At 74.5% G+C, this 20,150-nt stretch carries 13 protein-coding genes; 8 read left to right on the top strand and 5 right to left on the bottom strand.

Annotated elements, in window-relative coordinates:
• Positions 1-16 precede the first annotated feature (16 nt).
• The 3 genes from OHA37_RS07570 (at position 17) to OHA37_RS07560 (ending at position 3,691) form a co-directional block, all read left to right on the top strand.
• Entirely contained in the window at positions 17-1,618 is a 1,602-nt protein-coding gene (locus OHA37_RS07570) for an esterase/lipase family protein (protein WP_266903571.1), read from the top strand.
• 164 nt (positions 1,619-1,782) lie between these two features.
• Positions 1,783-3,255, top strand: a complete 1,473-nt coding sequence (locus tag OHA37_RS07565; RefSeq protein WP_266903570.1) for an NAD(P)/FAD-dependent oxidoreductase — start codon at positions 1,783-1,785, stop codon at positions 3,253-3,255.
• 58 nt (positions 3,256-3,313) lie between these two features.
• Positions 3,314-3,691, top strand: a complete 378-nt coding sequence (locus tag OHA37_RS07560) for a VOC family protein (RefSeq protein WP_266903569.1) — start codon at positions 3,314-3,316, stop codon at positions 3,689-3,691.
• A 39-nt stretch (positions 3,692-3,730) separates the two neighbouring features.
• Here the strand turns inward: OHA37_RS07560 and OHA37_RS07555 are convergent, their stop codons facing one another.
• A complete protein-coding gene (locus OHA37_RS07555) occupies positions 3,731-6,079 on the bottom strand; it encodes an immune inhibitor A domain-containing protein (protein ID WP_266903568.1) in 2,349 nt (782 codons plus the stop codon).
• A gap of 265 nt (positions 6,080-6,344) precedes the next feature.
• On the opposite strand from OHA37_RS07555, the gene OHA37_RS07550 reads away from it, so the two are divergent.
• The 4 genes from OHA37_RS07550 (at position 6,345) to OHA37_RS07535 (ending at position 14,701) form a co-directional block, all read left to right on the top strand.
• Positions 6,345-7,655 (top strand): alpha/beta fold hydrolase, encoded by a 1,311-nt coding sequence (locus tag OHA37_RS07550; protein WP_266903567.1) that lies wholly within the window; start codon positions 6,345-6,347, stop codon positions 7,653-7,655.
• Complete coding sequence (locus OHA37_RS07545) at positions 7,652-9,769, top strand: VMAP-C domain-containing protein (protein ID WP_266903566.1); 2,118 nt, start codon at positions 7,652-7,654, stop codon at positions 9,767-9,769. Before OHA37_RS07550 ends, OHA37_RS07545 begins: the two co-directional genes overlap by 4 nt.
• Positions 9,770-9,959: 190 nt before the next feature.
• The gene (locus OHA37_RS07540; RefSeq protein WP_443046292.1) at positions 9,960-11,036 is read left to right on the top strand and encodes an AAA family ATPase; all 1,077 of its coding nucleotides are present in this window, start codon (positions 9,960-9,962) and stop codon (positions 11,034-11,036) included.
• Positions 11,033-14,701, top strand: a complete 3,669-nt coding sequence (locus tag OHA37_RS07535; protein WP_266903564.1) for an SAV_2336 N-terminal domain-related protein — start codon at positions 11,033-11,035, stop codon at positions 14,699-14,701. The genes OHA37_RS07540 and OHA37_RS07535 overlap by 4 nt, the downstream gene beginning before the upstream one ends.
• Before the next feature lie 163 nt (positions 14,702-14,864).
• Here the strand turns inward: OHA37_RS07535 and OHA37_RS07530 are convergent, their stop codons facing one another.
• From OHA37_RS07530 to OHA37_RS07515, 4 genes are all read right to left on the bottom strand, one after another.
• Positions 14,865-15,647, bottom strand: a complete 783-nt coding sequence (locus tag OHA37_RS07530) for a hypothetical protein (protein WP_266903563.1) — start codon at positions 15,645-15,647, stop codon at positions 14,865-14,867.
• Positions 15,647-16,909, bottom strand: a complete 1,263-nt coding sequence (locus OHA37_RS07525) for a VWA domain-containing protein (protein ID WP_266903562.1) — start codon at positions 16,907-16,909, stop codon at positions 15,647-15,649. Before OHA37_RS07525 ends, OHA37_RS07530 begins: the two co-directional genes overlap by 1 nt.
• Before the next feature lie 240 nt (positions 16,910-17,149).
• Positions 17,150-18,139, bottom strand: a complete 990-nt coding sequence (locus OHA37_RS07520) for a hypothetical protein (RefSeq protein WP_266903561.1) — start codon at positions 18,137-18,139, stop codon at positions 17,150-17,152.
• On the bottom strand, positions 18,136-18,924 hold the full coding sequence (locus OHA37_RS07515) for an RNA polymerase sigma factor (protein WP_323182404.1): 789 nt from the start codon (positions 18,922-18,924) through the stop codon (positions 18,136-18,138). The genes OHA37_RS07520 and OHA37_RS07515 overlap by 4 nt, the downstream gene beginning before the upstream one ends.
• Positions 18,925-19,092: 168 nt before the next feature.
• On the opposite strand from OHA37_RS07515, the gene OHA37_RS07510 reads away from it, so the two are divergent.
• Positions 19,093-20,139 (top strand): M4 family metallopeptidase, encoded by a 1,047-nt coding sequence (locus tag OHA37_RS07510; RefSeq protein WP_266903560.1) that lies wholly within the window; start codon positions 19,093-19,095, stop codon positions 20,137-20,139.
• Positions 20,140-20,150 lie beyond the last annotated feature (11 nt).

Below are 20,150 nucleotides of genomic sequence, written 5' to 3'. Positions count from 1 at the left end.
TCCCCCTGGGAGAGCCATGCGCAGATCCGCCCTGCCCGTGCCCCTGTTGTTCCCGATGCTCGTCGCCCTGGCCGCGGCCCTCGCCGCGGCGCTCGTCGCCACCCTGCTGACCGCCCCGACGGCGCGGGCCGATCAGGCCGTGGAGGGCGCCGCCCGCGCGCAGCGGCGTACGCCGGTCGTGCTCGTCCATGGTTTCGGGGACACCGCGGCCTCTCTCGACGGGCTGGAGGACCACCTGCACGCCCAGGGGTGGCTCTCCAGCGACCTCGCCCAATTCGGCTACGACTGGGCCGCCACCAACGACTCCAACGCCGCCCGCTTCGGTGCCTTCCTCGCCGAACGGTTCGGCAGCCGGCCGGTTGACGTGGTGGCTCACAGCATGGGATCGCTGCTGACGCGCAAGTACCTCAAGGACGGCGGGAGTTCGCGGGTCCGTGCCTGGGTTTCGCTCGGCGGGCCCAATCACGGGGCGGGGGACGCCGCGCCCTGCGGACCCTTCGCGACCTTCTGCGACATCCACGCGGCCTCGCTCGCCGACATGACTCCGGGCAGCCCCTTCCTGAACTCGCTCAACGCGGGTGACGAAACCCCGGGAGCCACCCGCTACACCACCTTCAGCTCCACCTGCGACCAGCAGATCCCGCCCGGCGACAGCCGCGCCCCGCGCTCCACGGAGCTGGCCGGAGCCGTCAACCACGTCCTGCCGGTGGGTGACAGCGGCTGCCCCGCGCACTACGGGCTGCTCGGCAACGACTGGGTGCGCCGGCAGATCGTCGCCGAGTTCTCCAAGGACCCGGTGAGCGAAGTAGAGCTGAAGAAGGGCCCGTTCCGGATCACCGTCGACTCCGCCCGGTTCACCTCCAGTGGCGAGAGCGGACCCGAGCTTTACGACGGGCTCACCCTCACCACCGACGGGACGGCCCGCTCCCTCTGGCACCGCGACCGGTCCGGCGCCACCGCCTTTCCCGACTACGACCCGTGGTTCGGCCTCGACGACTCCACCCGGAGTCAGGTCTTCAGCGGCCGGGCCACCCTCACCGCCTATCTCGTCGACGCCGACTACAGCGCCGGGAACAACGACGACGTGATGGCCGCCGGCCGCGTCCACTGGGACCCGGCGCTCGGCTTCGGCCGGTTCACCGCGAAGATGGCCGGGGTGGACGGCGGCGAGGCCTCCGTCACCTACACCGTCACCCCGGTGCAGGGCGTCCCCGCCTGCCGGGTCCGCGTGGACCGGGCGGAACTGACCTACTTCGACGACGGCACGACCCGCCCCGCGCTCTACGGGGACATCGCGGTCCGCACCGGTGACGGCGCGCGCACCGCCGTGTGGTCGCGCTCCGGCTCGGACCCGTCGACCTTCCCCAACCAGGGCGGCCGCACCGACCCCGACCCGTACTTCTACCAGCGCGTCGGCTCGGGGGCCACGTACGGGCCCGGCCCGTTCGAGATCGGCGTCTTCCTCTGGGACTACGACGCCTCCTCGGCCGACGACCTGGTCGCCCGGGGCACGGTGGCCTGGGATCCGTACACGGATCAGCCGGGGACCCGTACCAGCGATTTCCGCGGGGACGACGGAGGGCACGTGAAGGTGACCTGGACCGTCCTCTGCCCCTGATCCGGCCCCCCTCCCGACGAGGCCGTCCGGGGGTCCGTCCGGGGGTCCGGCCGGGGGCCCGGTGGGGGCGCGCCCCGGCATGAGCCCGTCCGCCCCCGTCGAGCCCCCGGGCGCCCCGTCCGGGGCCTGACCAGGGCGCCCCGTTCGCGGCCACACTTGGTGGCATGGACGACGACGCGACGGACAACCACCTACGTACCACCGGCCCGCAGACCGATGCGCAGACCGGACCGCACGCCGAGGACCGCGCCGGGGACCATGCGGTGGTCCTCGGCGCCGGCATGGCCGGGCTGCTGGCCGCACGGGTGCTCGCGATGCGGTTCCCCCGGGTCACCCTGATCGAGCGGGACGAACTGCCGCAGGGCGAGCCGGTGTTCCGCCCCGGGATACCCCAGTCCCGGCACGCGCACATCCTGTGGTCGCGGGGTGTGGAGCTGATCGAGCTCATGCTGCCGGGCATCACCGACAAACTGGTGGCGGCGGGGGCGGGCCTCTTCGACTCGCCGCGCGACTTCCTCTGGCTCAGCCCGGCCGACTGGTTCGGGCCGGTGTCCGGGGCCAGAGTGCTGCTCGCGAGCCGGGAGTTGCTCGACTCGACGGTGCGCGCGGAAGTGCTCCGCAACGCACGCGTCCGGGTCCGGTCCGGTGCGACCGCCACCGGGCTCGTGGCCGGGCCGGACGGCCGTACGGTCACCGGCGTGGAACTGCGCGGCGGCGAGCGGCTGGCCGCACGCCTCGTCGTCGACGCGACCGGACGCTCCTCCAAGGCCCCCGCCTGGCTCACGGCCCTCGGCCACCCGGCGCCGGCGGTCACCCGCTACGACTCCCATCTCGGTTACTCCAGCCGCTACTTCGAGATCCCGAAGGATCCTGACCGGCGCTGGCAGGGCATGTACGTCCAGGGCCGGCCCGAACTCCCGCGCGGCGGTGTGCTGATGCCGCTGGACGGGGACCGCTGGCTGGTGACCCTCGTCGGCAACGGCGAACACGCGCCGCCCGTACAGGAGGAGGAGTTCCTCCCGTTCGCCCGGAGCCTGCGCAGTCCGGCCCTGTACGACGCCATCCGGGACGCGGTCCCGCTGTCCTCGCCCACCGCCTTCCGGAACAACATGAACGAATGGCGCCACTACGAGCGCCTGGAGCACTGGCCGGCCGGCTTCGTGGTCCTCGGTGACGCCGCCTGCCGGGTCAACCCCGTGTACGGACACGGGATGACGGTCGCCGCGCTCGCCGCGGAGACCCTGGCCAAGGAGATCCGCACCCTGGACCCCGAGCAGATCGCCGCGGCCTCCCGCCGGATCCAGCGCCGGACCCTCGCGGCGGCCGCAGTGCCCTGGCAGATCGCCACCAGCGAGGACATGCGGTACCCGGTGACGGAGGGGCCGCCGCCGGACCGGGCCACGCGGATCCTGCAGCGCTACATGTCCCGGGTGATGGCGGGAGCCAACGCCGACCAGGCGATCGCCGCCCGCTTCTTCGGCGTGCTGTCGCTGACCAGGCCGCCGGGCACCCTGCTCGACCCCGTCACGATGCTCCGCGTCCTGTCCAAGCGGCACCTGCCGACCACCCCGGAAACCACCGCCTACCCGGCCCACCACGCCCCGCCGGTGGAGCGGCACGAGCGCCGCAACGCGTAGGGCGTGTCTTTCGGAGCAGGCCCGGCCTGCTCCGAAAGACACGCCCTAGGATCGGTTCATGATCGCCGAGATGCAGTGCGTGGTGCTGGACTGTCCCGACCCGGCGGCGCTGGCCGCGTTCTACCAGCGCCTGACCGGCGGTGAGGTCAACCGTCCCGACCGGCGCTGGGCGACCGACGCGACCTGGGCGACCCTGCACCTCCCGGCCGGCCAGGTCCTCGCCTTCCAGTACGCCGAGGACCACCGGCCGCCCCGCTGGCCGGACCCGGCCCGGCCCCAGCAGCTCCACCTGGACTTCGCCGTGGCGGACCTGGACGCGGCCCATGCGCAGGCTCTGTCCTGCGGTGCCACCCCGCTGGACGGGGACCGGGCGGGCGAGGGCTGGCGGGTCTACGCCGACCCGGCCGGCCACCCCTTCTGCCTGGTGCGCCACTGACCGGCGGTCCCCGCCACCCCCGCGTTCAGCTGTGGCAGGTCACTTCGACGGGCTGAGCTGTACCGTCGTCAGCGCCCCGCCCGCGGCCTCCTTCACCACCGCGAGCCGGGTCCCGGTGTCCGGCACCTTGACCCCGAGCTGCGGCAGTCCCGCGTTCCAGTACGACCCGTGGCGGTCGTCGAAGACCGGTACGCCGCTCCGGGCCGGGATCACGGTCGGCGCGCCCGCCTTGTGCAGCACGATCCGGTCGCTCTTCCCGAGGGAGAAGGGGGCGTCGAAGGTCTGCGCCCGCGCGTTCAGCAGTGTGCCGTCCGCGTGGGTCAGCGGCTCCGGGCGGGAGTCGACGGGCAGCAGCATGCCGCCGCCGGGGTGCGCTTTGGTGGTGTTGTCGCTGTACGCCGTGTCCCAGAGCCAGATCAGCACGCCCTGCTGGTACGGGTAGAACTCCACCTTGTCGCCCGTGAAGCCGAAGTTGTACGGCCCGGTCCTGAGCAGGTTGCCGTAGCCGGTGTAGCGGCGGTTCTCCACGAAGTACGCGCGCGGGTGCTGCTCGCTGCCCGTGCGGCCCTCCGTACGCGACCACTTGACCGCGGTCCAGCCGTTCGCGCCCTGCTCCGCTCCGTCGCGCAGCAGCTCCCGGCCGTCGGCTCCCGCCGTGACGCGGATGTCGTCGAAGGTGACGCCCTTGCCGTGGGTGTTGCTGTCCGAGGTGACGCGCAGCCTCAACTGGACCGATGTACCCGCGAATTGGTCCAGGGGGACCGAGAGCCGCGTCCAGCCGGACGAGGTGCCGGAGATGCCCTTCGACCCGATCGGCGCGCCGTCCACCGTGCCCGGCAGCGCCGTCCAGGCGGCCCCGCCGTCCGTGGAGGCCTCCACCGTCAGGTAGTCGAAGTCCTGCTCGATGTCGTACCAGACCCGGGCGTCCAGGCGGGCCGCCGTCCCGGCCGCGATCCCCGAGAGATCGACCGTGCGCGACAGCGTGTTGTCCATGAAGTCACCCGTGCCGCTCCACCACTGGCTGCCACCCTCGTACGGGTCGACCAGCTCGGTCGTGGTCGAGGACGGCGGCAGGTGCACCAACAGGGCCTGCGGATCCTCGGTGTTGTAGCCGGACACCCCGAGCGTCGCCCGCGTCGTGCGGCCCGCGTCGGCCTCCGTGTACCGGAGCCAGCCCAGCTGCAGCTTGCTCCAGGGGTCGAGGTCGCCCGGGAACTCGCCCGTGGAATTGCGGCCCTTGCCCAGGTAGGACGCCGAGGACATCAGCGACCAGAAGTTGACGCTGTTGTCCCCGTCGGAGCTGTACAGGTCGGGCAGGCCCAGATCGTGCCCGAACTCGTGCGCGAAGAGGCCCGCGCCGCTGTTCTCCCCGCCGGTCAGGTAGTCGCCGGCCCAGATGCCGCTGTCGCCGACCGGGGTGCCGCCCGCCTTGTTGCCCTCCGGGCCCGCGCTGCCGGCCTGGTTCCAGTAGGCGAACCAGCGGTGCGCCCACACGGCGTCCTTGCCCTGCGTACCGCCGCCCCAGGTCTGGTCCTTGCCCGCGTGGACGACGACGAGGTGGTCGAGGTAGCCGTCCGGCTCGTCGAAGTTGCCGTCGTGGTCGGCGTCGTAGCGGTCCCACACGTCGTACTCGGCGAGCTGCGCCTTGATCTGCTCGGGCGTACGGCCCTTCGCCCGCTCGGACTTGTACCAGGAGTCGGTGGCGTCCCGGATCATGTCCCAGTTGGTCCGGCACTGGCCGGACTCGGAGCAGTTGTCGGTGCCGTAACGGGCTTCGTTCCAGGGGAGTTTGACCCAGTCGGTGACCATGCCGTCCATGTCGTACCGGCCGGACGACTGGAGCCGGTAGTAGGCGCGCAGGGAGGCCGACTGCGGGTCGGTGGAGAAGAACTGCTTCGCGTAGAAGGACCGGTCGAAGTCCTTGCGCCACAGGGTGTGGTTGTCGTCCGCGGCGGGCTTGCCGATCGTGTTGTGCGCCGGGCCCGGAGCGCCGCCGAAGCGCGGCTTGCCCTCGAACTCGGTGGTGGTGTCCACCTGGTCGCCGAACTCGGCGAGGATCACGAAGACCTTGTCCTTGCGCTCCCGGGCCAGCTCGACGTACCGCTTGCCCACCTTGGCCAGGCGCGGCAGCCTGCCGTCGGCCTCGGCGCGCAGGCCGCCGGGGCGGCCGGCGGCCACCTCTTCGAGGGCCTGGCGGCGCAGGGCCTGGCGCTGGAGCTCCAGGGGCGCGGGCGGCGGGGCGGCGGCCTGCCGGGCCTGCTGCTGATCGGCTTGTTGCTGCTGCCCGGCGGGCGTCGGGGCCGGTGTCGGGGGTGCGGTGGCGGCGAGCGCGGGGGCGGCGAGGAGGGCGAGGGATATCGCCGCTCCCACCGCAGCGAGTCTGCGCAAGGTAGCTGACCTTTCTGGAGGTTCCGGTCGGTCGGGTTGGCCGGAGCGGGAGTAATATTTCACATGTGACAGGTGATTGATAGGTGTGGGGGAGGGGGCGGGCCGCCGCGTGCGGTCGAGCGGGCTGCCGGGTGCGGCCAGGGCGGATGCCCGGTGCGGTCGGGTGTCCGCCCCGGCTCCCGAACTCGACGTTCCGAGGGCCCCGTTCGCCGCGCGGCGCTATCGTGCCGAGCGGGGGACGACTGTGCGAGGGGGCGGAGCCGCGATGCGATTTCTGTTTGTGCACGGCACGGGGGTGCGGCGCGAGCGGCACGACCTGCTCTTCGCCTTGGTCCGGGACCGGCTGACCGCCCGGTTCCCCGGGGCGGGAGTCGACTCCTGCTTCTGGGGGGAGCGGTACGGGGCCACCCTGAGCGCCCAGGGCCGTTCCGTGCCCGGACTGAGCGCTCCCGGCGCGGCCCCCGGCCCGGACGACGAGGAGATCGCCGAGTGGGGGCTGCTGGTCGCCGACCCGCTCTGCGAGCTGCGGGTGCTGGCGGAAGCGGGCTGGGACACCGCGGCCGACGGCGACCCCGACGGCCACGCGGTCGGCCACCCCGAGGGTCACCCCTTTGGCCACCCCGGCGGCGCACCCGATGACGACGGCTTCGCCATGCCGGGCGTGCAGTCCGCGGGCGAGCGCGTACTGGACCTGCTCGCCGAGCTCGCCGAACTCTCTGCGGTCCCCGACGGCGGCGAACAGGCCGCGTTACTGCTCGGCACCGGCCTCGCCGCCGGATTCCCCGCCGCCCTGAAGACCGTCTCCCGTTCCGCCGAGGCCGCCCGCGCCGGGGCCCGCGCCGTCGGCGAGCCGCAGGCCCGGGAGCTGGCCAAGGCCCTGGCCCGCGCGGTGACCGCCGCCGCCCTCGCCTCGGCCGGAGCCGAGGCCGACTGCACCGGAGCCGAACGCGACCGCCTCGTCGAGCTGATCACCGCCCGCCTCGGGGGCGACGCCCGGGTCCCCGGCGCCCGCGCCGCCGCCGTCCTCGGCCGGCTCGCGATGCGCGTCACCACCCAGCCCCTGCTCAACGCCTGGCGCGGCTCCCTCACCGTCGGGGCCACCCCCGCCCTCGGCGACATCCTGCGCTACCAGGCCCGGGGCGCCGACCTCCGTGCCTTCCTGCACGAGCGGATCACCGCGGAGCCGGGGCCGACCGTACTCATCGGCCACAGCCTCGGCGGCATCGCCCTGGTCGACCTCCTCGCCCTGGCGGCCGCCCGCGGCGAGCCGGTGCCCGGCGTCGAACTGCTCGTCACCGTCGGCTCGCAGGCGCCCTTCCTCCACGAACTCGGCGCCCTGGCCGGGATCGTGCCGGGCACCAGGCTCCCGTACGCCTTCCCGCGCTGGCTCAACGTCTACGACCGCCAGGACGTGCTCTCCTACCTCGCCGAGCCCGTCTTCCCCGGCGACCCGCGCGTCAGCGACCAGGAGATCGCCAGCCGCCAGCCCTTCCCGGCCTGCCACAGCGCCTACTGGAAACAGGACTCCCTCTACGCACGCATCGAACAGGCGGTGGCCGAAGCGGAGATCGGGTGAATTCCCTCGACCTCCTGCCCCGCGACCTGGGGCCGCGCACCTTCGCGCTCGTCGCCGGGGTCGAGAGCTACGACGTCAGCCGCCACTGGAACCTGCGCGGCCCGGCCCGCGACGCCCTGCGGTTCGCCCGATGGCTGACCGGACCGGGAGAGGTGCCGCCCGGCCACGTACGGCTGTTGCTGTCCCCGCTCGATGACCCGGACTCCCTCGACTGGTCGGACTCCGCCGCACTGCAGGCCCTGCGCACCACGCACCGCCCGGCGACCGAGGCGAACGTGAAATCGGTGCTCTTCGACGAACTTCCCGCCTGCGACGGCGATTTGCTCGTGATCTTCTGGGCCGGGCACGGCTACACGGAACCGCGCCGCGGTGAACTCATGCTGCCCTCGGCGGACGCCCGGCCCGGCCAGATCCGCCACCTCAACCTCGACTCCGCGCTGCGCTGGTGGCGCACCAGCCTCGTCAAGCGCGAGCTCTTCCGCTACCAGGCCGCCCTGGTGGACGCCTGCCGGGTCGACGCACCCCGCGATGCCCGGTGGAACTTCGGCACGAGCGACTACGGCGGCGGCGCCACCGTCCCGGGACGGCGCCAGTTCCGGCTGTACGCCTCCCGCGAGGGCGAGGCCGCGAAGAACGACGCCGAGCGCGGCGCGGGCCGTTTCACCGAGGAACTCCTCGCCGAACTCGGCGAACGCCCGGTGCGCGAGGCCGTCACCGGGCTCGCCGACACCGCCCGCTCCATCCACCGCACCTTCCTGGACTTGCGCGAACGCGGCGAGGGCTGGCAGCTCCCGCAGTTCGTCGTGGACCGCGACTGGGACGCCTGCTCCTTCCTCGACTTCCCCGATGACGGGCCCCCCGGGCTGGCGCCCCCGCGCGCGGGCCGGCTCGACCAGGCCGCCTGGGACGGGCTCGGCGAGCTCTTCGAGGACCGCGACCTGCCGCGCTGCGCCTACGAGGCGTACCTGTGGGCGTTCAAGGCGGCCGGCTGCGCGGCCCCCGCCCGGGGCGGCCTGCCCGGCGACACCCTGCTGGAGGTGGTCCAGGACCTCGACGAACGCCTCGGCGGGCCGGGCGGGATGCCGCTCCCGGTGCCCTTCGTACGGTTCCTCGCGGAACAGGGAGCGCCCGGCGACGAGCGGTGGGCGGCCCGGCTGCGCGACTGGGTGAGCGACACCCGCGACCGCCTCGCCCTGCCCGCGCTGCCACCCCCGCCCCCGCCGCCCCGCAGGACGGCCCTGCACGTACGGCTGGAGACGCCGCCGGGCGGGGAGGACGGGTTCCTCGCCCGGATGTGGCTGCGGCGGGAGGCGACCGAGCACATCTGGGAATCGGAGGGGGAACCGGTGCGGCTGGAGGCGGTACGGGACGCACTCGTACGACAACTCATGGCGGCGGCACGGGTGTCGGGCGCCGACGCGCAGGCCGGGCGGCCGTCCGGCGCGGTGGAGCGGATCGAGTTCCACGTGCCGTACGAACTGCTGGAACTGGACTTCGACCAGTGGCCGGTCCCGCGCGGCCCGGGCAGGCGGACCCGGCCCCTGGGCGTGCTCTACCAGGTGGTGGTGCGCTGCCCGCAGGAGCGGGAGTACACCGGAGCCGAATGGCGCGGCAAGTGGCGCTGGTTGTGGGCCCAGGGCCGCCGGCACCCGGAGGCGGTCCGGGTGGTGACCGACGCGGACGCGGACGACGGGCTCGGCATGGAACTGGGCGCGGGACCGGCGCCCGCGTGCGTACTGGCACACACCCGGGCCGGGGCGATCACGGCGGCGGTGGTCGAGGCCGTCCTGGAGGGCGGTGTCCCGGTGGCCCTCTGGCACCGCCCCGACCCGGCGGGCGCCGACCCCGCCGCAGCCCGGGGGGCGGCTCCGGGCGGGTCCGCGGGCGGCCTGCTCGATCTGCTGGCACCGGCCGGCGAGGACGGGCGGCCGCCCGACCCCGGCGCACTCGACGTGCTCGCGCTGCCCGCCCGCGTGCGCGCGGTGCGCCGGGCGGCGGCCGTCGCGGGCGCGGGCGCCCCCGGCGGGGATCGCCGACAGCCGCCGGGGGGAGACCGGTTGGTCCTCCTGTGGGACGATCCCGACGACACCCTCACCGTCCGGTCCCTGGCTTGAACCCGCCCACGACACCGACGCCGATGCCGACTTCTCCTCGGACCCCGAGGTGGACCCCGGGCCGGGCCCCGCGCCCGATCAAGCCCTCGCCCCCGCCCCCGACTTCGACTCCGAATCCGAATCCGGCACCGATCCCGATGACCGCTCGCGGCGACGGCCCGCGACACCGACGATGGAGGCAGAGGCTGTGGTGAAGGACTGGTGGCTGTACCAAGGGACCGGCGAGGCCGCCGAACGCCGGGCCAGGCTGGAGGCCGGACCGCCACCGCCCTGGCGCGACTTCAAGGGCGTCCCCGACCCGGCGTACGCGCCCCCCGGCTGCGAGGGGCCGGCCTGGGAGCGCACTTGGCGGCGCGGCGAGGGCTACGTACCCGACGAGTTGGAGAAGGACGTGGTCAACACGGCCCTGCACCTGCGCCGGCCGCTCCTGATCACCGGCAAGCCGGGTGTCGGCAAGTCCACGCTCGCCTCCAGCATCGCCGCCGACCTCGGCCTGGGGCCGGTCCTGCACTGGCCGGTCACCAGCCGCACCGTCCTGCGCGACGGCCTGTACCTCTACGACGCGATCGGCCGGCTCCAGGAGGCCGGGCTGGAGCAGTTGCGCACGCCCGGCGCCGAGCCGGCCGCGCCGGGCGGGAGCGGGCAAGCACCCGCCCCCGCCCCCGCCGGTGGCGGACCGTCCATCGCCCGCTACCTGCGCCTCGGCCCCCTCGGCACGGCCCTCCTGCCCCAGGACCGCCCCCGCGTCCTGCTCGTGGACGAGATCGACAAGAGCGACATCGACCTCCCCGGAGACCTCCTCACCGTCTTCGAGGACGGCGGCTTCGTCATCCCCGAGCTCGCCCGGCTCGTCAAGGAGGCCCCCACCGTCGCCATCGGCACCGACGACGACACGGGCGGGGCCGTCCGGATCTCCCAAGGCCGCGTCCAGTGCAGGTACTTCCCCATCGTGGTCCTCACCAGCAACGGCGAACGCGATTTCCCGCCCGCCTTCCTGCGCCGCTGCGTCCGGCTCCACCTGGACCCGCCGGGACCCGACAAGCTCGCCCGCATCGTGCGCGGCCGGCTCGGCGTCGACATCGAGAACAGCGAGGAGTACCGCGAGCTCGTGCGGAGCTTCCTGGAACGCGCCGAGGACGGCGACCTCGCCACCGACCAGCTCCTCAACGCCATCCAGCTCCGCCTGGCCGGCGCCTGGTCCGCCCCCGGGGACCGCGAACGCTTCCTCGCCACCGTCATGCACCACCTCACCGGACCCTCCGCGTGATCGAGAAGCTCCTCGCCGCCCTGGCCGAAGGCGCCGAGGACATCGGCCCGCGCCCCGGGGTCGGGGCGGAGGAGATCGCCGACATCCTGTGGCTCGCCACCCGGGTGGACGCGTCCGTCCTGCCCCCGGAGCGCCCCGGGACACCCCCGGAAGCCGGACCCGAACCCGCCCTCGACGGGACGGAGTTACCCGCCAAGGCGCGCGGCGGCGCCGTCGAACCGGGAGTCGAGTACTTCCCCGCACCCGCGCAGGCCCCCGCCCCCGAGGGTCCCGCGGAGCCCGTCGCCGGCCGGGCCGCGGGAGCCACCCCCGGCCGCGCGCCCGCGCCGGCCGCACGCCGGGGCACCGCGGTGCGGCTGCCGCGCGCCGCCACCCTCGACGACCCGCTCGCCCTGATGCGCGCCCTGCGCCCGATCGGCCGCCGCAGCATCGGCGGCCCGGGGGAGGAGCTGGACGAACAGCTCACCGTCGAGCGCAGCATCGAGCGGATGGTGCTCACCCCCGTCCTGCGCCCCGCCGAGAGCCGCTGGCTGGACGTGGCCCTGGTCGTCGACTCGCACCACTCGATGCTGCTCTGGTCCGACCTGGTGGAGGAGGTGCGCGGGGTCCTCACCCGCAGCGGGGTCTTCCGCGACGTACGGACCTGGCGGCTCACGGGCACCGGCCCCGGCGGCGCCCCCATGGTCGCGCACCATCGCGACAGCCCGCCCCGCAACCCCCTGGAGCTGGTCGACCCGGCGGGCCGGCGGCTGATCCTGGTCCTTTCCGACACGGTCGCCGGCGGCTGGCGCGAAGCCCCCCTGCGCGGTGTGCTGCGGCAGTGGTCGGCGCACAACGCCGTGGCCGTACTGAACGTCCTGCCCGAGCGGCTCTGGACGCGCGGGGCGGTCCAGCCGGTCCCCTTCGCCGTGCGCGCGGACCGGCCCGCCGCTGCCACCCGCTCCTGGCAGCGGGTCCCGGCCGCCCGGCGGGCCCGCGGCGGCGGGGCGGTGATCCCGGTCGTCGGCATCGCCTCCGGGAGTCTGGCCCGGCTGGTGCGGGTGGTGTCCGGGGACGGCCGGTGGCGGCGCCTCGCGTGCCTGCGCCTCGACGCGGAACCCGCGCGCGGGGGCCCGTACGGGACACCCGGCGCCCCGAAGCTCGTTCCGGACCCCCTGGAGGCGGTGGAGCGCTTCCGCGCGAGCGCCTCTCCGACCGCCCAGCGTCTCGCCGACCACCTGGCCGCCGTACCGCTGACCCTGCCCGTGATGACCCTCGTACGCCGCTCCCTGCTGCGGGAGTCCGAACACGGCCACCTCGCGGAAGTGGCCCTGGGCGGGCTGCTCGCCCCCTGGGATGGCGAACAGGACGCCGATTCGGCCCAGTTCGAGTTCCTGCCGGGCGTACGGGAAGCCCTGCTCGGGTCGCAGCTGCGCGGAGACGTGGCCGCCGTACGGGAGTTGGTGCGGCGGCGCGTGTGGGAGTACATGTCCCACAAGCGCGGCACCGGCCGGGACTTCACGGCGATCCGCCGGGGGCCCCGTGGCAGGGGGCGCCGCGAACTGGCCCCGGGTGCGATGCCGTTCGCCCTCGCCGCCGGGCCGGTGTCGGGACTGGCCGACCGCGTGGTGCGGGTCCGCTACGAGTCGCAGCGCGATCCGCAGGCGGTGGGCGTGCTGCTGTCGCCCCGACTGGTCCTGACGGTCGGTGATGCGGCGCAGAACCCGCGCCCGAGCGACTTCGCCTGGGTCAGGGTCGAAGACCAGGAGTTCCTCTGCCGCCAGGCCTGGGGAGACGGAGGGTCGCCCCAAGTGCTCCTGCTCGTCTCCGAGGTGGACCTGGCGGACTCCGCGGACCGGGCGGAGCCGGCCTGGGCGGAGGGGTTCGCGGCCCCGGGGGAGCACCTGGTCGTGGACGGTGCGACGGATCAGGGCGAGGCGGTGGCGCTGGCCGCCGAGGTGCTCCCGTACGAGGGGGAGCGCAACGGCGAGCTCGTCCGGCTCTCCGCCGAACCGGAGGCCTGGACCCACTACACGGGCTCCCCGGTCTCCCGGGACGGCCTGCTGGCGGGCATCGTGCACTCGGTGCTGCCGGACCGGATGGTGTTCCTCACGGGGCAGGCCCTGCTGGAGCAGCCCGGATTCCGTGCGGTGGTGGCGGCGCACGCGGGTACCGGGAGGGAACGCTCGGGTGTCTGCATGGCGGTGCGGATCCAGGTGGAGCAGGGGCCGGCCGACCGGTCGGCGACGGAGGAAGTGACCCAGATCCTCCTGCGGGCGCAGACGGGCGCGGGCGGGGCCGGCTCGGTGTTCTCCGCAGGAGACGGGGCCCTGTTCGTCCCCCTGGAGGATCCGGGCGCCCTCGCCAGGGCCGGGAGACTGCTGGCCGCGCTCCCCCCGGCGCTGGAGCGGCTGCGCGCGGGCTCCGGCGAATGGGAGATCTCCCTGGTGGTGGCTCTGGCCGGAGGACGGTTCACGCCCGATCTGCGGGGACCGGCGGCGGACGAGGCCGGGGCGCTGGCCGACGGCGCGGAGCGCGCCCGGAGGCCGGCCGGTTCCCGGGACCCGGCAACGGTCGTCGTCGTGAAGGGCGAATCACTGCTCGGTGTCCGCGGGCTGGAAACCCTCGCGGCCGAGCCGCTGGCGCACACGGGGACGGAGCCGCGCGGGTGGATCTGGTCCGCCTCCGCCGCCGAGGTGGGGCGGGCGCTGATCGATGCCGAGCTGAGGATCGAGGTCCCGGGCGTCGACTGGCCGCGCTGCGGGTACGGCGGCACGCAGGCGGATCCCGGCGGGTGCATCGGTGTCCGCCTGCCGGGCCGCCTGCGCTGTCTCACCCATGTGGCGGCGGTGGAACGGGCCGAGTACCTCCACGCGCTGCGACCGGGCGCGGAGGTGGACCTGCGGGGCACCACCCTCGGCGACGACCTGCTCGGCCACCTGCTGCTCGCGCTGCGCGAGCCCGGGGTGGGGCAGGTGCGGGTGGGGCGCGCCCGCTTCGACCGGGCGCGGTTCACCGGTGACTGGGCGACGCCCGGAGGGGAGTTCGAGGGCGCGGCCTCCTTCGACCGGGCCGTTTTCGAAGGCGGGGCGGGGTTCGACGCGGTCCACTTCAAGGAGAGCGCCTCCTTCGGGCGGGCCGATTTCCGGCGCGGCGCGACCTTCGACTCGGCCGTGTTCGACGGCGAAGCGCGTTTCGTCAGGGCGGACTTCGACGGCAACGCCACTTTCACGGACGCCGAGTTCGCCCGGGGCCTCGACTTGACCATGGCCGAACTGTGGGCGGGGGCACGGATGAGCGGGATGAGGGTGCGGGGGGCGGCCGAGTTCGCGCACGCGGTCTTCCGCGGCCGCAGCAAGTTGAGGCGGACGGTCTTCCAGGGGCCCGTCTCCTTCGCCTCTACGGTGTGGGGAGCCGATCTGCGGTTCGAGGAGGTCCGCTTCCAGGGGCCGGTCACCTTCGACCGTGCGACCTTCGCCGCCCTGACGGCCTTCTTCGACACGGTCTTCGCGGACCGGGCCACCTTCGCCGGGGCCGACTTCGCGGGGTCCGGGGATTTCGTGAACGTGACCTTCGCCGATCCGGCGGCGCTTCCCGAAGCGTGGCGGCCGCTCCTGCCGCCCACGGGCTCCGCGACGTTCCGCCTGGGCGGCCGGGACGGAGGTTCCGGCGCGCGGAGGCCCTGAACCGCCGAGCGCCTCCCGCCCCGCGGGAGCGGGGAGAACGGGCCGGGACCGAAGCCGAAGCCGAAGCCGAAGCCGAAGCCGAAGCCGAAGCCGAGGGCTCCGGCGTGCGGATGCCGCGCCATTCCCGGGTGCGGGGCCTGTCGGCCCCGCACCCGGGCCGGGGTCAGGCGGTGGGCGGTACCCGTCCCGGGCGGCCGGCGCCGCGGGTCAGGCGGTAGCCGCCGATGCCCGCGAGGGCGGCGAGCAGACCGCCGGCCGCCGTCCAGAGCCAGCGGTCCGACCACCAGGAGCCCGACCAGCCGTCGGCCGGTTCGACACCGGACGCCGTGCCGGCGCCGGGGACGAGCGGTACGGCCAGGGCGTTGTCGGCGGCGTAGGCGCCGCCGACGTCCTTGGCCTCGGCCCGCAGGCGTGCCCGTACCGGCTGGCCGAGGTCCTCCTGCGCGAGGTCGGTGACCGTGAGCCGGATGTAATAGGCCCCCGGCAGGGGGTCGTTGGCCCACTGGTCGGCGCCCGAGCGGACCGGGCGCAGGGTGCAGGACAGGTCGACGGCCGCGGCGTCCTTGGAGGCCGTACCGGTCTGCGTGCCGTACATGCAGGGCTGGCGGCGGCGCAGACCGTCGTACACGTCGAGCTGCCACGTGGAGGCCGAGTGCCGGCCGGTCGCGGCGGGCAGGGTGACCGAGGCCCGCACGGTGGCGCGCTGGCCCGAGTCCAGGGGGAGCACCCAGTAGAGGTAGTCGCCCGTGGAAGCGTCGGCCGTGGCGTCCTGGTCCAGCTGGAGCGGGGTGGCGGTACGGAAGGCCGTGCCGGCCTCGGTCGGACCCTCCCCGGTGCCGCTCGGGCTCGGCGACGGCGAGGCCGCCACCCCGAGCAGGCCGCCGCCCACGAGCAGGGCGGCGGTCAGCGCGCGCCGCACGCGTCGTTCACGTCTCAGGGCACTCATCAGTTGGTCCTCCAGACCGCGATACGCCAGCGCGAGACCCAGCCCCACACCAGTCCGGCGAGGAGGCCGGTGAGCGCCAGTGCGCCGAGCAGCCACCAGCCGCGGCCGAGGCCGAAGGAGGCCACGTCGGAGGCCCCGTCCGGGCCGTCCACCACGTCGATGGTCAGCTCGACCGGCATGCCCGGGGTGGTCTTGACCGAGGCGGGCGCCGAGAAGGAGTTGCTGACCTGGAGACACACGGTCTCGGCAGGTTCCTCGTCGTCCGCGTCCCCGGCCTTCGGGTAGCGCAGCCCGGACGAGATCAGGTCGGTCCGCCCGTCGCCGGCCTCCTGGCCGCGTACGATCTCCCGGCCGCTCGTCGTCGTGGCGCGCAGCAGCACGCCGTAGTCGTTGTTCACGGCGCGGTCGGACCCGATGCTGACCGAGGCCCGCAGTTCCTGGCCCGGTGCCACGGAGACCCGGTACCAGCGGTGCTCCGAGAAGCTCTCGCGGTCGCTGTAGAGACCGGGCTTCAACTCTGGTGCTCCCGCGCACTCCTTGGCGCCCTCGGCGGCCACCGGATTGACCACCGGCGTGGCCGCGCGGCCCACCAACTGCCGTACTCTGCCCGACAGTTCGGCCTTGTGCTGCACGGAGGTGTAAGTGCCGCCCGTGGCCTCGGCGATGCAGATCAGCTGGTCGCGGGTCTTGGCGTCGGGAACGAGCCCGAGCGTGTCGATGACCAGGTGGATCCCCTGGGCCGCGATGTCCCGGGCCACTTCGCAGGGGTCGAGCGGGGCGCAGGTGTCCTCGCCGTCGGTGATGAGCACGATCCGCCGGGTGGCGTCGCCGCCCTTCAGGTCCTCGGCGGCCCCGAGCAGCGCCGGTCCGATGGGCGTCCACCCGGTGGGGGCCAGCGTGGCCACCGCCGTCTTGGCCTCGGTCCGGTCCAAGGGGCCTACGGGATAGAGCTGCTTGGTGTCCTTGCAGCCGAGGCTCTTGTCGGGACCGGGGTAGTTGGCGCCCAGGGTCCGTATGCCGAGCTGCACTTCGTCGGGCACGGCGTCCAGTACCTCGTTGAACGCCTGTTTCGCCGCGGACATCCGGGTCTGCCCGTCGATGTCCTGTGCGCGCATCGAGCCGCTGACGTCCAGCACCAACTCGACCTTGGGAGCTTCCTTCGCCACCGGTTCACCGGCGGCGGCACCTGACGGGAACAACCCGACAGCGAGGGTGACGAACAGGCCGCACGCACTGGCCCTCACCCATCTTCTAGTGATCATCGCCGGATCGTATTGAGATTCCCCGCACCCGCCAAACCGAGCACCTGTTCCCGGCTCGTTCCGGGCAGTCGTGGGCGTACGCCGACGGTGACCAGGCGCGCTCGCACCGACCGGTCGGCGTCCCGACGGGCGGGGTTCGAGGGCGCCGCGGTGCGTCCACACGGCGCGGTGGACGGGACCCGGGTGGGGGTACGGACACGGGGGCGACCCGCGCTGCGCCGGACCGGATCCCGGCCCGGGTCAGGGGTTCGCGCCGCGGGGACGCCCGGTCGGGACGTCCCCGCGGGGCGGGGACGGGCGGGTGCTCGGGCGGCCCGGCGGACGGGTGGCGGGCCCGTGCTCCCCGGCGCCCGGGCCCGGGGTGACGGGACGTCGGCTCGGATCGGGTTTGCCGGGATGGGTGGGGGCGCCGGCCCGCGGGTTGCGCGTCGGCGATGCGGATGGCGCGGAGCCGCTCGGCTGCGGTCCGTCGCCCCGGACGGGGGTGCAGTAGCCCGGAACGCGGGACCGGCCTCCCGCCGCGGCGACCAGCGCGGCGAACCGCTGCTCGGCCAGGGCCTCTTCGGGGCGCGGGCCGGGAGCGCGGGTGAAGGCCCGGCACAGCTCGGCCAGGTCGGCGGGAACCACCGCGGACGGGCGGCCGGACACCCGTGGGGACGGCGCGTCCGTGACCCGGGTGGCGGGCGCGGGGGAGGCGGCCGGGAGGCCGTGCGCGGGGGCGCCGCCGAGGACCGGGGGGAGGTTGCCCGTACCGGCCGCGACGGCCACACCGCCGAGGGCGGCAGCCAGTACGGCGGCCGCGACCTTCGCACCGAGGAGCGTCGCCGGGGTGCGCAGCGACCGCTTCCGGGGCGTCGGGGCGGGAGCGGTGGGGGCTGCGGATCCGGGTGCGGGTGCGGCTACGGCTACGGCTACGGCTACGGCTGCGGGTGCCGGTGTGGCCGAGTGGGTGGCCGCAGGCGCGGCCGAGGGGTCGGCCGCGGGGGCGAGGCGGGCGGCCCGGAACATGGCCAGGGCGTCCTGCTCGCCGGCCAGTTCGGCCTTCCCCGCCGGAGCGGCGGCGGCTGCGAGCAGCCCCGCGAGTGCCTCGTGGCCGCCCGAGGTGCCGGACGACTCCGCCAACTCCGTTGCCTCGGACATGCCTTGCGTGCCCGACGCCCGCGACCGGGCATCGGCGAGCAACTGCTCGGCCGTGGCGCGGTCGATCCGGCGGGATCGGTGGGTGCTCATGTCGTGCCCTTCAGCGTCGGAGCCGTCGTCGGTGTCACTCCTGGGGCAGAAGTTCTTTCAGACCGCCCCGGATCGACCGCTTCACCCGCTATGCCCCCACTGCCCGCGGCCCCTGCGGCCCCCGCGCCCCCCACACCCTGCTGTTCGAGGAGTTCGGCGAGCCTGCGCAGCCCGCGGTGCGAGGCCATCCGTACCGCCCCGGCTCGCTTCCCCAGCACCCGTGCGGCACTGGCCGCGTCCAGGTCCATGACCACCCGCAGGAGCACGGCCTCCGCCTGGTCGCGGGGCAGGAGGGAGATCAGGGCGAGCGCCGCGCCGGTCCCCATCGTGGTCAGCGCGGCCCCCTCGGTGTCCTCCGCGGCCGCCCGGTCGTGCAGGGACTCCACCGGTACGCTCACGGACGGTCTGCGGCGGCGCCGCCGCAGCAGGTCCATGGCCCGGTTCCGGCCGATCGTCGACACCCAGCCGCGGAACCCGTCGAAGTCCCCGGTGAACGAGCCCAGATCCCGGGATATCTGGAGCCAGGCCTCGGAAGCCACGTCCTCCGCGTCCTCACCGACCAGGACGGTCAGGTAGCGCAGGAGTACCGGCTGCACCGCGCGGAACAGGGCCTGGAAGGCCGCCTCGTCCCCCTGCTGCGCCGCCCGGACGGCATCCGTCATGTCCCCCGGGGCGCTCCGGTTTCCCGGCGCGCGGGCCCCCGGTCTGCCCGCTCCGCTGTCGGCTCCGCTGCCCGCTCCGCTGTCGGCTCCGCCGAACTCCTCCGCAGTGTGCACGCGGGACATCATGCGCCACCCGGACCCGAGGGCTCATCCCCCACCGACGGGCCGCCGGATCGGTTGCTTCGCTCCGGGGCTGGTCAAACGCGGGGACGTTGAGCAAGGATCGCGTCCGCACCGCACCGCACCACGCACGTTCTTCCGGCACCACACGCCCAGCACAGGAGAATGTCCATGCCCCGCCGTACCTCCCGCGGCCGTTCCGCTGCCGTGATCGCGTCACTGACCGTGCTCGGCCTGGCCGTACCGGCCTCGGCCGACGCCTCGGCGCCCGCGTCCGCCCCGCCCCAGGGCCGCGTCTTCATGGTCAACCCCGTCCAGTCCACCGGTGATCAGACGCTCGTCGACGCCAAGGACTCGGCCGGCGCCGTACCGGACTCCGCCTACGCCTCGGCCGCGCTGCGCAACCTGGACGCCGGCGGGGGCCTTTCCGGCCGGTGGGCGTACATCAAGTCGGAGACCGGGGCGCCCGCCGCCGCCCGGGACGCCGGCCGCTACAACCGCGCCGACGACCAATTCGAGCAGGTCATGGCCTACTTCTGGGTCAACGAGGCGCAGGAGTACCTGCAGGGCCTCGGCTTCGGCAGCGAACTGCCCGGGGCCAACGACCGAGCCCAGCCCGTGCGCATCAACCAGTGGGGCGCCGACAACTCCTTCTTCACCGACAAGAAGGCCGAGATCCGCTTCGGCAAGGGCGGCGTCGACGACGCCGAGGACGCGGAGGTCATCGTCCACGAGTACGGGCACGCGGTGCACCACGCGCAGGTCCCCGGCTTCGGCACCTCCCCGGAGGCCGGGGCGATAGGCGAGGCCTTCGGCGACTACCTGGCCGTCTCGGTCGGCGACCACGCCGCCGCCGTCCGCGGCTGGCCGCGCGGGACCGACCCCGCGTGCGTGGCCGACTGGGACTCGGTCGGCTACAGCGCGGCCCCGCACTGCCTGCGCCGCATCGACGGCGACAAGGTCTACGCGGACCGCACCGGGGAGGTGCACGCGGACGGCGAGATCTGGTCCCGCGCCCTCCTCGACATCCGCGGGGCCCTGGGCGCGAGGACGGCCGACCGCATCATCGTCAACGCACAGTTCGACTTCGCCCCCGACACCAGCTTCCGGGACGCGGCGCTCGCCACGATCGCCACCGCACGGAGCATGTACGGGACGAGCGCCGCCGACGCGGTCCGGACGGCGTTCAGGGACCGCCAGATCCCCGGCGTCGGCTAGAGATCGTCTGG

It is taken from the genome of Streptomyces sp. NBC_00335, assembly GCF_036127095.1.
Lineage (GTDB): Bacteria > Actinomycetota > Actinomycetes > Streptomycetales > Streptomycetaceae > Streptomyces.
The sequence above is the reverse complement of the archived record's forward strand: the minus strand, read 5'-3'. Positions and strand labels throughout refer to the sequence as shown.

Excerpts from the sequence above, each read along its gene's own strand:
- OHA37_RS07520 (WP_266903561.1), bottom strand. The coding sequence starts at position 18,139 with ATGAGCACCCACCGATCCCGCCGGATCGACCGCGCCACGGCCGAGCAG.
- OHA37_RS07525 (WP_266903562.1), bottom strand. The coding sequence starts at position 16,909 with ATGATCACTAGAAGATGGGTGAGGGCCAGTGCGTGCGGCCTGTTCGTC.
- OHA37_RS07550 (WP_266903567.1), top strand. The coding sequence starts at position 6,345 with ATGCGATTTCTGTTTGTGCACGGCACGGGGGTGCGGCGCGAGCGGCAC.
- OHA37_RS07510 (WP_266903560.1), top strand. The coding sequence starts at position 19,093 with ATGCCCCGCCGTACCTCCCGCGGCCGTTCCGCTGCCGTGATCGCGTCA.
- OHA37_RS07515 (WP_323182404.1), bottom strand. The coding sequence starts at position 18,924 with ATGTCCCGCGTGCACACTGCGGAGGAGTTCGGCGGAGCCGACAGCGGA.
- OHA37_RS07560 (WP_266903569.1), top strand. The coding sequence starts at position 3,314 with ATGATCGCCGAGATGCAGTGCGTGGTGCTGGACTGTCCCGACCCGGCG.
- OHA37_RS07530 (WP_266903563.1), bottom strand. The coding sequence starts at position 15,647 with ATGAGTGCCCTGAGACGTGAACGACGCGTGCGGCGCGCGCTGACCGCC.
- OHA37_RS07570 (WP_266903571.1), top strand. The coding sequence starts at position 17 with ATGCGCAGATCCGCCCTGCCCGTGCCCCTGTTGTTCCCGATGCTCGTC.
- OHA37_RS07565 (WP_266903570.1), top strand. The coding sequence starts at position 1,783 with ATGGACGACGACGCGACGGACAACCACCTACGTACCACCGGCCCGCAG.